Annotated in this window: 14 protein-coding genes; 7 read left to right on the plus strand and 7 right to left on the minus strand. The window is 47.1% G+C overall.

Annotation, left to right across the window (positions count from 1 at the left end):
- Positions 1–90: 90 nt before the first annotated feature.
- The gene (locus DPQ25_RS15190) at positions 91–225 is read right to left on the minus strand and encodes a hypothetical protein (RefSeq protein WP_262510499.1); all 135 of its coding nucleotides are present in this window, start codon (positions 223–225) and stop codon (positions 91–93) included.
- Positions 226–433: 208 nt separating this feature from the next.
- Here DPQ25_RS15190 and DPQ25_RS03245 point away from each other — a divergent pair, with 208 nt between their 5' ends.
- The 6 genes from DPQ25_RS03245 to DPQ25_RS03270 all read left to right on the plus strand — a co-directional run bounded on the left by DPQ25_RS03245 (position 434) and on the right by DPQ25_RS03270 (position 4,768).
- A complete protein-coding gene (locus DPQ25_RS03245) occupies positions 434–1,054 on the plus strand; it encodes a helix-turn-helix domain-containing protein (RefSeq protein WP_456237270.1) in 621 nt (206 codons plus the stop codon).
- Between the two features lie 341 nt (positions 1,055–1,395).
- Entirely contained in the window at positions 1,396–2,028 is a 633-nt protein-coding gene (locus tag DPQ25_RS03250; RefSeq protein ID WP_021421296.1) for a TetR/AcrR family transcriptional regulator, read from the plus strand.
- An 87-nt stretch (positions 2,029–2,115) separates the two neighbouring features.
- On the plus strand, positions 2,116–3,072 hold the full coding sequence (locus tag DPQ25_RS03255) for an ATP-binding cassette domain-containing protein (protein ID WP_112331724.1): 957 nt from the start codon (positions 2,116–2,118) through the stop codon (positions 3,070–3,072).
- Complete coding sequence (locus tag DPQ25_RS03260; RefSeq protein WP_112331725.1) at positions 3,056–3,829, plus strand: ABC transporter permease; 774 nt, start codon at positions 3,056–3,058, stop codon at positions 3,827–3,829. The genes DPQ25_RS03255 and DPQ25_RS03260 overlap by 17 nt, the downstream gene beginning before the upstream one ends.
- Positions 3,830–4,104: 275 nt before the next feature.
- On the plus strand, positions 4,105–4,524 hold the full coding sequence (locus DPQ25_RS03265; protein WP_177576812.1) for an RNA polymerase sigma factor: 420 nt from the start codon (positions 4,105–4,107) through the stop codon (positions 4,522–4,524).
- Positions 4,525–4,528: 4 nt separating this feature from the next.
- On the plus strand, positions 4,529–4,768 hold the full coding sequence (locus DPQ25_RS03270) for a helix-turn-helix domain-containing protein (RefSeq protein WP_112331727.1): 240 nt from the start codon (positions 4,529–4,531) through the stop codon (positions 4,766–4,768).
- Between the two features lie 459 nt (positions 4,769–5,227).
- Here DPQ25_RS03270 and DPQ25_RS03275 read toward each other — a convergent pair whose 3' ends face one another.
- The 5 genes from DPQ25_RS03275 to DPQ25_RS03295 all read right to left on the minus strand — a co-directional run bounded on the left by DPQ25_RS03275 (position 5,228) and on the right by DPQ25_RS03295 (position 10,862).
- Positions 5,228–5,500 carry a carboxylesterase family protein gene (locus tag DPQ25_RS03275; RefSeq protein WP_112331728.1) on the minus strand — a complete coding sequence of 91 codons (273 nt, stop codon included), beginning with the start codon at positions 5,498–5,500 and terminating at the stop codon, positions 5,228–5,230.
- A complete protein-coding gene (locus DPQ25_RS03280; protein ID WP_112331729.1) occupies positions 5,425–6,807 on the minus strand; it encodes a carboxylesterase family protein in 1,383 nt (460 codons plus the stop codon). Before DPQ25_RS03280 ends, DPQ25_RS03275 begins: the two co-directional genes overlap by 76 nt.
- Before the next feature lie 79 nt (positions 6,808–6,886).
- Positions 6,887–8,674, minus strand: coding sequence for an ABC transporter ATP-binding protein (locus tag DPQ25_RS03285; RefSeq protein WP_112331730.1), 1,788 nt, complete (start codon positions 8,672–8,674; stop codon positions 6,887–6,889).
- A complete protein-coding gene (locus tag DPQ25_RS03290) occupies positions 8,671–10,383 on the minus strand; it encodes an ABC transporter ATP-binding protein (protein WP_207657288.1) in 1,713 nt (570 codons plus the stop codon). Before DPQ25_RS03290 ends, DPQ25_RS03285 begins: the two co-directional genes overlap by 4 nt.
- Entirely contained in the window at positions 10,380–10,862 is a 483-nt protein-coding gene (locus DPQ25_RS03295; RefSeq protein ID WP_112331731.1) for a MarR family winged helix-turn-helix transcriptional regulator, read from the minus strand. The genes DPQ25_RS03290 and DPQ25_RS03295 overlap by 4 nt, the downstream gene beginning before the upstream one ends.
- 300 nt (positions 10,863–11,162) lie before the next feature.
- On the opposite strand from DPQ25_RS03295, the gene DPQ25_RS03300 reads away from it, so the two are divergent.
- Positions 11,163–11,675: a ferritin gene (locus tag DPQ25_RS03300; protein WP_112331732.1), complete on the plus strand. Its 513-nt coding sequence runs from the start codon at positions 11,163–11,165 to the stop codon at positions 11,673–11,675.
- Positions 11,676–11,741: 66 nt separating this feature from the next.
- Here the strand turns inward: DPQ25_RS03300 and DPQ25_RS03305 are convergent, their stop codons facing one another.
- The gene (locus DPQ25_RS03305) at positions 11,742–13,430 is read right to left on the minus strand and encodes a M3 family oligoendopeptidase (protein ID WP_112331733.1); all 1,689 of its coding nucleotides are present in this window, start codon (positions 13,428–13,430) and stop codon (positions 11,742–11,744) included.
- Between the last annotated feature and the right edge of the window lie 3 nt (positions 13,431–13,433).

The following is a 13,433-nucleotide window of genomic DNA, read 5'->3' on the forward strand; positions in this document are numbered from 1 at the left end:
TTACTCCTTACAGCTTTGGGGTTGTATGGTTTTTGACTTGTCTTTTGTGAAATAGTGCCCCCCTGTTAGATAACGGGGCACAGACAAGGCTCACAGGCTCGCCAGCAGACAAAGCATTTCCGTCCTTTGACGGCAAGCCGTCATGGCGTTGTTGCTGACGCACGCCAGCAGTCCTGCAATGCGTTGTCTGCCAGTCCTGTTTTTGCCCTTTCCAACAAGTTCCATTCCAACCATTATTCATATCTACGGGTTTAATCAGATAGGCATTTCTTTTTGAATGTTTTTACATTTCATTCTATTGTGCTTATTCGTTTACAAGAACATAGTAATTCTTATACGCTTATTTGTCAACATCTTTTTTACCTTTACAAATCATATTAAGCATGATAGACTTATAATAGTGAAGATATAACGAGATATGGAGGGTTATGCAATGAAAATAAGCCATTTAGGAAATAATATACAGACCATAAGAAAATTTAGGGGAATGAAACAACAGGAACTTGCGGACAAAATCGGTATCAATATGCAGAGCCTTTCCAAGATTGAAAGAGGGTTGAACTATCCTGCTTATGAAACGCTGGAAAAGATAATGGAAGTGCTGGACGTAACACCCAATGAATTGTTGTCGGGGGAATGGAAATATATTAACCAATCCGAAAAAGAAGTCTGTCAGTTTTTAAGAGCAGAGGAACGTCTAAATGCAGAATTGAAGCATGGACATTATGATAACTTCTTTGACAGCGAGGAAGAATGGCTGGAGTATGAGTTAGAAAAGTTACGGGAATATATTAGCGATTACATCAACGGAAAGAGCATTGAAGCGTCCGACCTTTATCCAATCAAAGAATTTATCCAGCATTTGAAGTTTCAAAGACTGTTAGACCGCTATGATGATTTATACAGTATGGATATGTTTGGGGAAAGTATAGAGGGACACAAGTATAAAACGCCTTATCAAGTCGTGAAAATGATAAACCCGAACTCAAAAGAGGATATGGAACTGTTACGGGAAGTATTAAGGAATAACCATTTTGATGATGAGGACGAGTAACCTTTTCCCTCTTGCGAGAAGATACAGCAAACAAAAAGCCCGATCAAGAGTGCAAAGCACCACCAATGGTGGCAAGCTCTTGACAGGGCTTTTTCTTTACTGTTTTGAGATAATCAAGAGGAAGAAAGGGATAGAATATTGCTTAATTTATCGACAATCAGACAAAGACGACTTTAGTTTTACAGTATGAGCTTGTGCTACATAAGGATAGTAACTGGAAGATTTTAAAAAGCCACGCTACAAGTAAATACCGTTTACATACGAATAGTATGAAAGTGTTGACAATCATTTTATGGCGATATATAATAAACATACAGAACGAATGTAAAAGAGGTGTATATATGGCGAGAAATAAATATCCTGAAATAACGGTTGAGAAAATATTAGATGTATCTCAACGCTTGTTTCTTGAAAAAGGATATGATAAAACAACAATTCAAGATATTGTCGATGAATTAGGCGGATTAAGCAAAGGGGCAATCTATCATCATTTTAAGTCCAAAGAAGAAATTATGGACGCTCTGGGAGATAAGATGTTTTTTAACAATAATCCATTTGAGAAAGTAAAAGCTCGAACAGATTTAAACGGACTTCAAAAAATGAGAATGGCAATCCTATTAAATCAATCTGACGAAAAACAGATAGAATTGACGAAACAAGCTATTCCCATGTTGAAAAACCCTCATGTATTAGCTCGTATGATTGAAACAAACCGTCGTCGTTTATGTCCCTATTGGGAATTATTTATAGAAGAAGGAATAAATGACGGGTCTATTAAAACACAATATAAGAAAGAACTTGCAGAATTTTTAGTGTTAATGGATATTTGGTTAATACCTTCTATCTTTCCAGCTAATAGAGAAGAGTTACTAAACAGATTTCATTGCATAAAAGAAATGCTTGAAAATATGGGTCTGCCTTTATTGAATGAAGAAATAAGCGAAAAGATAACAGCATTACCTTATTTTGAATAGTTACAAATAAATTGCCTAGAGATAGGCAATTTAAAAAGCATATATACATACATTTGTTCGGTATTATAATGTAAAGGAGATATTATCATGGAAGAATTTAAGTACTCAATATGTGTATCGGCATTGAAGAAAAAGTATAAAGATAAAGAGGTCTTGAGCAATGTAACTTTCTCTGTACCTAAAGGCTCTATTTATACTTTATTAGGGTCAAACGGTGCTGGAAAAACAACAACTATTCGTATATTAACAACACAAATCAAAGCAGACAATGGTACGGTTCAAATTGAGGGATATAATGTTTTTGATAATCCGCAAAAAGTGCATGAAGTGATTAGTTTGACAGGGCAGTTTTCCGCTGTTGATGAATGTTTGACAGGTAAAGAAAATCTAATTATTATGGGGAAATTACGCCACTTATCAAAGCCAGAGGAAACGGCTGAAAATTTGTTAGAATATTTTGAATTAGCAAAGGCTTCAAACCGTATTGTATCTACTTATTCTGGTGGAATGAAGAGAAAACTAGATATAGCAATGAGCTTAATCGGAAATCCTAAAGTCATTTTTTTAGATGAACCAACGACTGGATTAGACCCGCAAAGTCGTCATAGTATGTGGAATATAATTAGAGATTTAAACAAGTCTGGTGTAACGATATTTCTAACTACTCAATATTTAGAAGAAGCAGAGCAACTGGCAGATATAATCGGCATATTAGACAATGGAAAAATCATCGCAGAGGGAACGCCAGAAGAATTAAAAGCATATCTCCCACAAGGAGCAGTACAATTTACATTTGGAAATTCAGAAGAATTTGAGAGCGCTATATTGTTGATGAAAGATTATAAAGTTTCCATAGAGCCAGAGAAATATAGTATTATTGTGTTTACTGACGGAAAAGCAGATACATTGTCTAAAATATTTAATATATTATATACGAATAAAATTTCTATTCAAAACTTTAAAGAACTTGCTCCTACATTAGAAGATGTGTTTTTATCCATGATTGAAGAAAGAGAGGGAAAATCAAATGAAGTCAAAGACTAAAAGATACAATGATACTTTTACAATGGCAGGACGTTGTTTACTTTTATCGAAAAGAAACCCAGATACTTTTTTAACCAGCATTATTCTACCAGCACTAATGATGTTACTATTTATTTCTCTTTTCGGAAATCTCATTCAGATTGAGGGTATTTCTTATGTAGATTTTATTGTTCCGGGAATTTTATTACAATGCATTGCTCAAGGTTCTTCTACAACTGCAATTATGGTAAATAAAGACGTAACAAGTGGTATTGTTACAAGGTTTAGTACACTGCCTATCAATAAAATTTCAATATTGAATGGTCATATTTTAGAGGCTTTCATAAGAAGTATTATGAGTACTGTTGTTGTTGTATTGATAGCAATGTTACTCGGCTTTCGTCCATCATTCCATATAACAGACATAGGAATTGTACTCATATTATTAGTTGGGATAATATCCGTATTATCATGGCTGGCAGTTATTGTCGGGGTAATAACAAATAGTGCAGAGGGAGCAAGTTCATTATCTGCATTAGCAATCATACTACCTTATTTAAGTTCTGGTTTTGTGCCAACCGAAACATTACCCTCAATTCTGAAAGTCTTTGCAGAATATCAACCTATGACTTCAATTATAGATACTATGCGAAATGCTTTTTTAGGAAATGCATTAGATATTCAAGTGTTTATTATTGCTTTGACATGGTGTATCGGCTTAACGATACTATTTTATATCTTATCTTTCGTTTTATTTAAAAAGCGTTTTTGTAATTGAGGATATGTATTTATATCATTTCCAAACGGGAAGCGGTTAGAATGGAAAAATCATTTTAAGGACGATTGCTTTATGAAACACTTTAAGCATTTTACCAAAAAATCGACGACCAGATGGCGAAGCATACACTACTACAACTAAATACTTTAATGTCTTAGCTCATGCAAACTATATGTTTTGTGTGGGCTTTTTTATTACCTTTTTTCCTATATCCAAAAGGTATAGACGGTATTTCCGTTTATATATTTCAGCGTATGCGGAAAGGGGGTGAAATTATGAACACATCTTCTTTCGAGCATATCGTTAGAATACAATTTAATGCTTTGATGATGACAGTTATTAAATGCACAGTAAAAAGCAGAAACAGACAGTTTGTAAGACGTTCTAAGCGTGAAATTTTATTCTGTGAATTATCAGATATGAAAAATCTTGAGCATGGAACAAAGGATAACTATTCTTGTAATTATATTTCTTTTGAAGTCTTGAATTACACAATTCAAGTATCAAATGAGAAACTTTCTGTTGCTTTATGTAAGTTATCAAATAAAGAACGTGATGTAATTCTATTACGCTATTTTCAAGGCATAAGCGACCAAGAAATTGCAGACTTATACCATGTATCACGTTCTGCTATTTATCGCAGAAGAAGTAACGGATTAAAGAAATTAAAATCAATATTGAAAGAAAGGAATTGAACCAATGAAAAAAGAGTATGGCTATCCTACATTAGAAGTAATATACCAAGCGTCTGCTGGAAATGAAACTGCAATAAAGGAAATTTTGAAATTCTATGACGCTTATATCTGTAAATTATGTTTGCGTCCGTTTTACTACTCTGAAAGTGGTAAAATCACTATGCAGGTTGATGAAGAATTAAAAGGTCAAATTCATACAGAAATGATGAAAGCAATCTTGAAATTTGAAATCAGAGTGAAGTAATCATAATTAAAAAATAAGAAAATGGGGGATACACGGTATTGTGCTATCTCCCATTTCAGTCATATCGGAATACTTTTCAAAAGTTGTAAAATCGTTGTAATGCCCTCTCCCACTATGAAAAAACCGCATAAAATAAGGAGATTTAGGTAAAAGAGAAACTCCTGCCGTGGCACACAAATAATACTTTTATCATTTTAACCTCCTTCTTTCCTTTGGGTACCCAGAAAATGAACAAGCAAAACTCCTCCACGGCCGGCTGCCCGGAAGCAAATCACGCCCGGGGAAGTCCCTGACTGCACCTGGTATAGGGAGAATCAGCCGCCCGGGTTTATCGTACGCAAGCGGCTAATCTCAAGAAGGCCCGGGGCCTATTATACAGCCCCGGCCTACCTCCAGGTAAAGCTGATGAACGTTATAAATGTTCAGGTAAGCCTGCCTTTATACCGGGCCGCCATAGGTTCATTTTCCCTCCAGGGCCTCGCGCAGCTCCTTCCAGGGATCGGTTTCCACACGGCAGCTTTCATCAAACACCATAACCTGCTTTTCAGCCGCCGTAAAAGCCGGCCAGGGCAGCTCCTCCGCCGACGGATCACCGGTCCTGATAAACGCCGCCCATGCATGTGCCATTATGCGTGACAGGCGCTCTGACTCCGGGTTCAGCACAATACGCATTTGCAGCGGCAGGTCCGCCGTATGCCAGGCACAGCGCTTGTCTGCCGTACCGGGCAGAATGGAATCATAAGCGACAACATAGTGGTAGACCGGCGCGCGCCCTGCTCCGCCTTTGCCAGCGCCTGATAATAAGCGCCCCCGCCCAGTATTCCGGCGGTCGAAAGCATCCGCAACAGCAGATGTTCCTGCGAAACACCTTTTCGATCCGCCCTTTTAAAGGCCTCCACCACACGCCTTGCCTGGCCGGCATCGGCCACCGAAACAAATGGAAGCCGCTCGTCCATACCGCGTATACAGCGAACCAGCGTATCCTCCAAACTGCCGTTTTCTATTACAGGTGCGACAAAAACAGCCAATTCATCCTCCGAAGCCCCTACCAGCAGCGGTACCTGTGCCGACTGTACCGGCGCATAATAGCATGGCGCAGCATGGTAAGCCAAGTTGACCGTATCCGCCACGGGGGCAAGCTGCATTAAATTTGTCTCGCTGAGCTCTGCCGCCACCGCCAGCAGCTGCTCCGCCGGTACCTCAGCAAGCCCGCGGATATTGTCCGTCGGAATGGAAAGCCTTTCTAAAACCTTTTCTGCGAAGGCCGCCGCCTCCTGTGTGGATTTTCTGCCTACAATATCGGATCCGCTTTCGACAATCGCGCGGTGAAATAGACCGGCAGCCTTATCCATCGCCAGCAGCGTACTGACCTTCATCCCTCCGCCGGATTCCCCCATGATCGTGACCCGATCCGGGTCCCCGCCGAAAGCCGCGATATTATCGCGCACCCATTCCAGCGCCAGTACCAAGTCCAGCATGCCTGCCATTCCCGACTGTGCATAGCTTTCATCAAAGGCGCCGAGGTATAAATATCCAAATACATTCAAACGGTGGTTAACGCCGACAATCACCAAATCTTCCTCTCTGGCCCACCGGTCGGCTCCCAAGACCAGGGTGCCCGACCCGGTTGCAAAGCCGCCGCCGTGTATATACACCACAACCGGCCGGCGTCTGTCATCCACTCCCGGCGTGAGTACATTCAGCACCAGACAATTTTCACCCTGCTTCTCCTCTGCCACCCCAAAAAGCTCAGGCCTACCGCCGCTGAAATAAGCGCCAAGGCCCTCGCTGCCGGAGATACTGCCGCCATTCTGTACCGCGCAGTACCCGTTCCGGGTACAGTCCCGAACACCGCTCCAATCCTCTGCCGGAACTGGCGGCAGGAAGCGGCCCGCACCCTCACAAGCGCCGCCGTAGGGAATCCCTCTGAAAATCGCGATCCCCTGCCTGTTTTCTCCCCGTACCGCGCCATGGGTTGTCTGGGCGGCTGGATTCGCCTCCTGAACTGTGCCAAATACAGGCATTCCATACTGCTTCATGCATACCTCTCCTTTTCTTTAAGTAAGTTGTCAATTTGTACCGGAGCATTCCCGGTAAACCAAGCCACGCTCCTGTGCGCTATTGAAATTGGGAATGGTAAAGCTGTGCGTAGAACCCGCCCCTTTGCAGCAGCGCTTCATGCGTCCCCTGCTCTACAATATCGCCGCCCCGCACCACCAGGATGTGGTCTGCGTTTTGTATGGTGGACAGGCGATGTGCAATGACAAAGCAGGTCTTTCCCCGCATCAGTTCTCGCATGGCACGCTGGATTTTTTGCTCTGTCTGCGTGTCGACATTTGAGGTTGCCTCGTCAAGGATGAGCATCCTGGAATCCAGCAGCATTGCGCGGGCAATGGTGAGCATTTGCTTCTGCCCCTTTGACAGCCCCGATCCGTCGCCGGTTAGAACAGTGTCGTACCCCTGCGGCAGCCGCAGGATCGCCTCATGAATATACGCGGCCCGGCAGGCACGCTGAACCTCCTCAAGCGTCGCGTCTTCTTTGCCATAAGCAATGTTTTCATAGACCGTTCCGGTAAACAGCCAAGTGTCCTGCAAAACCATCGTATAGGCCCGGCGCAGGCTCCTGCGCGTCAATGTGGAAATATCCTTGCCGTCCACCAAAATTGTTCCGGCCTGTGGGTCGTAAAAACGCATGAGCAGGTTGATGAGCGTAGTCTTGCCCGCCCCGGTCGGCCCCACAATGGCAGTCAGGCTTCCCGGCTCCGCGTGAAGGCTCAGTCCGTGAATGACCGTCTGCCCCGGCAGATAGCCAAAGCGCACATGCTCCATCCGCACATCTCCCAGCACATCGGCCAGCTCTTCTGCCCCCGGTGCATCCGCGGGTTCCGGCTCCTCGTCAATCAGGTGAAAAACACGCTCTGCCGCCGCACAGGCAGACTGTAGCTCGCTGAGAATATTGGCTGCCTCATTGATGGGCCCGGAAAACTTTCTTGAATACAGCACAAAGGAGGACAGATCCCCCAGCGAGATGCTTCTAAAAAGGTATAAAACAGCCCCCATGACGCTGACAAGAGAAAGCGACAGATTGTTGATAAAATTGACCGAGGGCCCCGTCATACTGCCGTAATAGTCGGCATTATAGTAGGCCTCCACCGCCTCCGTGTTCTTTCCGTCAAACCGGCTGATAACCGTATTCTCCTGATGGTAAACCCTGATGGTCTTGTGCCCGCTGACGACCTCCTCCACATAACCGTTGAGCTCGCCCAGTCTGGCTGAGCGGCGGCGGAACAGCGGGCGCACACGGCGCGTCATGTAGCGGGTAAACAGGATTGCCGCGGGAATTGTCACCGCAAAAACCGTCACCAGCACGGGAGCAATAAGCAGCATCATCGCAAGAGAGCCAACCACCGTGATTAGGCTGGTACAGATTTGCAGCAGATCGTTTGAAAGAGACGCGTTGACCGTGTCAATATCATAGGAAATCCGGCTGACAATATCCCCTGTCTGTGTCCGGTCAAAAAAGGAGACCGGCAGCTCCGCCAGATGGTCGAATACATCCTTGCGCATCTGAAAGGCGACTTTCTGGCTCAGACGAATCATTAGACGGCTCAGAATATAAGCCAGCAGGGAAGCAAGCAGGTAAAATCCGGCCATCAGCCCGGCATAGAGAAAGACGGCGGAAAAGTCCACATCGCCCGGCCCATGAATGGCATCGATGGCATAGCCTGACAGCATGGGCCCCACCAGGCCGAACAGGTTGCTGGCCAGCGTCAGCAGCAGCGCTAAAGCGAGCAGCCAGCGGTAACGTGCCAAATACCGCCACAGGCGCAGCAGCACATATTTGCGGTTTTTAGGCCGGGCAGCTCCCACTGAGGCGTCTCGAGGTGTTCCTTTGGCCTCCTTCATACGGCCTCGCCCCCCATCTGCGCCTCGCTGATCTCCCGATAAGGCGCGCAGGTTTTCAGCAGCTCCTCATGGGCGCCGTAACCGATGATTCTGCCGTTTTCCAGCATCATGATATGGTCGGCATGCCGGATGGAACTGACCCGCTGGGCCACAATCAGCGTTGTGGTCCCCTGAAAGCGGGTGTGGAGCGCCCGGCGAAGCCTGGCGTCTGTCTGGTAATCCAGCGCGCTGGAGGCATCGTCTAAAATCAGAATCTCCGGACGAGCCGCCAGCGCGCGTGAAATCAACACCCGCTGCTTCTGCCCGCCGCTGAGGTTGGCGCCGCGGATCGTCAGCCGGTAATCCAGCCCCTCCTCCAGTTCGTCGATGAACCAGCGCGCCTGGGCACACGCTACAGCCTCCTCGACCGCCCGGCGCTCCAGCTCCCGTCCAAAACTGATATTCTCCTCCAGCGAATCCGCAAACAGCGTGTCGTTCTGAAAGACAATACCAAAGCGGGCATACAGCTCCGCAAAAGGGATGGAACGGATGTCATCCCCATCGATGCGGATGGAGCCGCCGTCCGGATCATATAGCCGCAGCAGCAGGTTTAGAACGGTGGTTTTCCCGCAGCCTGTGGCCCCGATAATCCCTAGCGTCTCTCCTTTTTTCAGCGCAAAGGAAATGTCCCTTACAGTATCGCGCCCGGCATGATAGGAAAAATTAACCCTATCAAAAAGAATATGGAAGCCTGTTTCCTTATGGTCCGGCGGGTAAAGCTTTAAATCCTCGGGCGCATCCAGCACTTCGCCGATCCGGCGGGCGGAAGCCGCACCCTTGGAATAAAGCATAAACATGCGGTTAATAGACAGCAGCGCGTTTAAAATAATGGTAAAATAGGTCAGAAAGGCCAAAATGGCCCCTGTCTTCGTCTCCCCGCCATACACGCGGAAGGCGCCGGCCACCACTACCAGTGTCAAGCCCAGGTTCAAAAAGAAATTCATCAGCGGATTGCTGGCGGCCATCGTCACCGAGGCCTTGGTCTCACGGGCAGCGACAGCCCGGTTTACGCCGGCAAAACGGCCCTTTTCATAGTCTGCTTTGGACAGCGCCTTGACCACGCGGATGCCGGAGGTATTTTCGCGTACTACCCGCACCATACTGTCCACCGCACGCTGAAGCTGCGAGTACAACGGAATGCCTTTGCGGGAAATATAGAATACCACAAAGCCGACAAACGGCAGGGCGGCCAGCAGCACCAAGGCTAAAACCGGCTCCAGGAACAACGTCATCGCCATGCCGCCTAAGAGCAAAATCGGCGCACGGATTCCCAGCCGCTGCATCATGCCGATCATCTGGTGGATGTTGTAGGTATCCGACGTCAGCCTGGACTCCAGAGAGGCCACCGTGAACGCATCCACCTGCCGGCAGGAAAGGGAGAAGACTTTAGCAAACAGATCGTGGCGCAGCGCCTGCGTCGTGTCACGTGCAACCCGCGACGCCATACGGTTAGCGAGCACATTGCCGCCCCATGCCGCCAGAGAACAGAGCAGCATCAGCACGCCGAAAAAAATAATTTCCGAAATCTGCTCCCTCGGCACAATCACATCGATTAAATACGAGAGAATCCACGGCAGAAACAAGTCCATAATCGTGCCGGTAAATTTAATGATAAACCCCAGCGCCATCCGCGGAGCATGAGGGCGCAGATAGGCCAGCACCTTTTTCACGGCTGTTCCACCTCCCCCTCTCCGTCAGCCTCTCCGTTGACTATGCCCTCGGCTTTTTCTTCAAGCCGTTCCAGCATGGCTAACAGGCAGGCTTTTTCATCCAGTGAAAATCCCTCCAGCAGGCAGGCATTCCAGCGGCCGATCACCTCGCGTACAAGCGGCAGCACACGCAGCGCCTTTTCCGTCGGATAAACAAGGAGCTGCCGGCGGTCTGACGGGCAGGCCGAGCGCGTGATAAATCCGTTTTGCTCCAGCAGCGCCAGCTGGCGCGCCACACTGCTTTTGTGGACATAGATTTCCTTCACCAGCTGCTCCTGTGAGATTCCCGGCCTCCGGCAGACCCATAGGATGTAAAGGTGCTGGTAACCGTTGAGCCCCTCCTGCTCCAGCTGGTTATTCCGGTACAGCGTAAAGCAGCGGGAAATACGGTTAATCCGCCCCATTAGGGGCTGCGGGGTTATCATGCCCTCCTTCGCCATTCAGGTACGCCCCCTTTGCAGGAAATTTAGTTGCGTGTGCAACATTTAACTTTAATCTAACATTTTTACCCCAGGAAGTCAAGGCCTGTTCAACAAAAATTTATTTTTATGAGATTATTTTCTATATAAATTGAGCGGCTATGAGCTTAATCTCAAGCATGCGGAGAGCATAGCAAGTAATAAAAAAATTAATGAATATGTTACATCTTCCCCCCTGTGAATGTTGTAATTTTTTCCATATGGTGTATAATTTAAGAAGAATATAGGGGTAACCCCCCTTTATAAAAGGAGAGATGTATAATGCTGGATAAAAAAGTAGCCGATTTGCTCAACACACAAGTCAATAAAGAGTTCTATTCCGCCTACCTTTACCTGCAATTTGCGAACTTTTATGTAGAAAAGGGCCTGAATGGGTTCGCCAACTGGTACCGGGTTCAAGCGCAGGAAGAACGCGACCATGCAACACTGATGATCCAGTATCTGCAAAACAACGACATGCCGGTAACCTTTGAGGCCATTGATAAGCCGGATGCCAGCCTTCAAACCGTAATGGATCCGCTGAAGGCCGGGCTGGTGCACGAGCAGTATGTCACCGGCCTGATTCATACGATCTATGACGCCGCCTATCAGGCGAAGGATTTCCGCACCATGCAGTACCTGGACTGGTTCGTCAAAGAGCAGGGCGAGGAGGAAACCAACGCCAGCGATCTGGTTAAAAAAATGGAGCTCTTTGGTTCCGACCCCAAGAGCCTCTATATGCTGGACCAGGAGATGGCTGCCCGCGTTTACGCAGCGCCCTCTCTTATTCTGTAAACCTTTCTGAATATAAACAGGGAACCGGCTGCTAAAGCAGCCGGTTCCCTGTTTATATTCAGAAAATTAATTTGCGGCTTTCCCGTCAATCCAATCCATTACCTTTTCACATACAGCCTTAATACAGCCCTGTTCAAAGGGTGTTTTCAGTTTGGCGCGGCGCAGCAGCTCGACAAAGGTCTTTGTACCCGCCTGTTTGGTAAAATCAAGATAGCGCCGGAACGCATCCCGCCAGTTTTCCTCAGAAGCGCCCCAGAACTCCAGCGCGGCGGTTTGTGCAAGGCAGTAATCAATGTAGTAAAAGGGAAACGAATAAATATGATGCTGGCGCTGGTAGCCGCCGCCGTCCTCAAAATATACCGTTCCTGTAAAATCAATCCAAGGGCGGTACTTCTTTTCCAGCTCCAGCCAAACCTTTCGCCGCTGAGCCGGCGTATGGCTCGGATCCTCATACATCCGCTCCTGAAATTCGTCTACCAGGCAACCATAGGGGATAAAAGAAATCGCCTCTTCCAATTGGAAAACCTGGAACTTCTCCAGCTCCTCTTCAAAAAAGAGACGGTCCCATGGGCGCGTCAGCAGCTCCATACTCATGGAGTGGGTCTCGCAGCATTCCATTGTCGGACTGATGTTCTCCATAATCTCCATATTCCGCGCAAGGTAATAGGCAAAGGCATGGCCTGCTTCATGGGTGATGACATTGACATCCTCCACAGTGCCGTTGAAATTTGAGAAAATGAAGGGGCTGCGGTAAGCGGCAATCTCCGTACAGTAGCCGCCCCCCTGCTTTCCCTTTTTGCTGGCCAGGTCAAAGAGCTCATTCTCCAGCATAAAATCAAAAAATTCGCCGGTCTCCGGGCTCATCTCCCGGTACATTTTCTGTGCAGCTTTTAAAATAGCGTGCATATCTCCCTTGGGCGCGGGATTTCCATCGGCGAACACATTGCCGTTATCGTAAAAACAGGTATGGTCAATGCCCAGCCGCTGGGCCTGGCGCGCTTTTACCTCCGCAATTGCCGGTACCAGCTCGTTTACAACCTGGTCACGGAACGCTCGTACCTCTTTGGGCCCGTAGCAGTTACGGCCTAACCGGTCGTAGCCCAGCTGCACAAAATTCTCATAGCCAAGCTTTTTAGCCTGCTCCGTCCGGTTTTTAACCAATTTATCGTACATTGCATCCAGCTCCTGCGCATGCTCCTGAAAAAAAGCCCCTGTCTTTTCCCAGGCTCTTTTGCGGATCTCCCTGTCCTGAGAAACCTGGTAGACATGGATCTCCGACAGGTTCAATACCTTCCCGTCAAAGGGAATCTCAGCCGAGGCCAGCAGCTTCTCATAAGCGGTGACAAGCTCATTTTCCTCCTGGCAAAGCGGGATAATTTCCGGCGAAAAGGTTTTAACCGACAGTTCCATATTCTGAAAGAAGAGCGCGCCCGTCGTCCTTTCAAGCTCCTTGCGGAATTTTGAGCTCAGCAGCGCCTCCTGGAACGCTTTCACATACGCTTCAAAGGCAGGCGCGTTGCGGTCATAGAACGCCATCTCTTCCGCATAGAACGCATCCGCGGTATCGACCGAGTGGCGGATCATTGCCAGTGACGACATGGTGGAAAACGCCCGGTTCATCGCCTCATGCTCATACAGCAGCGCCAGCTGCCCGTCGGCGGACCGGCAAGACGCCAGCTGCCTGGTAATTTCCCGGTAACGCTTTTGCAGGGCCTCCAAGTCCGGCCGTTCATATTGCATTTCTGAAAATTTCATTTT

The sequence above is a fragment of the Hydrogeniiclostridium mannosilyticum genome (genome assembly GCF_003268275.1).
Classification (GTDB): domain Bacteria; phylum Bacillota; class Clostridia; order Oscillospirales; family Acutalibacteraceae; genus Hydrogeniiclostridium; species Hydrogeniiclostridium mannosilyticum.

What these genes read in the sequence shown, in the direction of transcription:
- DPQ25_RS03285 (WP_112331730.1), bottom strand. Translation starts at nt 8,674, where the DNA reads ATGAAGGAGGCCAAAGGAACACCTCGAGACGCCTCAGTGGGAGCTGCC.
- DPQ25_RS03245 (WP_456237270.1), top strand. Translation starts at nt 434, where the DNA reads ATGAAAATAAGCCATTTAGGAAATAATATACAGACCATAAGAAAATTT.
- DPQ25_RS03280 (WP_112331729.1), bottom strand. Translation starts at nt 6,807, where the DNA reads ATGAAGCAGTATGGAATGCCTGTATTTGGCACAGTTCAGGAGGCGAAT.
- DPQ25_RS03265 (WP_177576812.1), top strand. Translation starts at nt 4,105, where the DNA reads ATGAACACATCTTCTTTCGAGCATATCGTTAGAATACAATTTAATGCT.
- DPQ25_RS03260 (WP_112331725.1), top strand. Translation starts at nt 3,056, where the DNA reads ATGAAGTCAAAGACTAAAAGATACAATGATACTTTTACAATGGCAGGA.
- DPQ25_RS03300 (WP_112331732.1), top strand. Translation starts at nt 11,163, where the DNA reads ATGCTGGATAAAAAAGTAGCCGATTTGCTCAACACACAAGTCAATAAA.
- DPQ25_RS03250 (WP_021421296.1), top strand. Translation starts at nt 1,396, where the DNA reads ATGGCGAGAAATAAATATCCTGAAATAACGGTTGAGAAAATATTAGAT.
- DPQ25_RS03270 (WP_112331727.1), top strand. Translation starts at nt 4,529, where the DNA reads ATGAAAAAAGAGTATGGCTATCCTACATTAGAAGTAATATACCAAGCG.
- DPQ25_RS03295 (WP_112331731.1), bottom strand. Translation starts at nt 10,862, where the DNA reads ATGGCGAAGGAGGGCATGATAACCCCGCAGCCCCTAATGGGGCGGATT.
- DPQ25_RS03255 (WP_112331724.1), top strand. Translation starts at nt 2,116, where the DNA reads ATGGAAGAATTTAAGTACTCAATATGTGTATCGGCATTGAAGAAAAAG.
- DPQ25_RS15190 (WP_262510499.1), bottom strand. Translation starts at nt 225, where the DNA reads ATGGAACTTGTTGGAAAGGGCAAAAACAGGACTGGCAGACAACGCATT.
- DPQ25_RS03305 (WP_112331733.1), bottom strand. Translation starts at nt 13,430, where the DNA reads ATGAAATTTTCAGAAATGCAATATGAACGGCCGGACTTGGAGGCCCTG.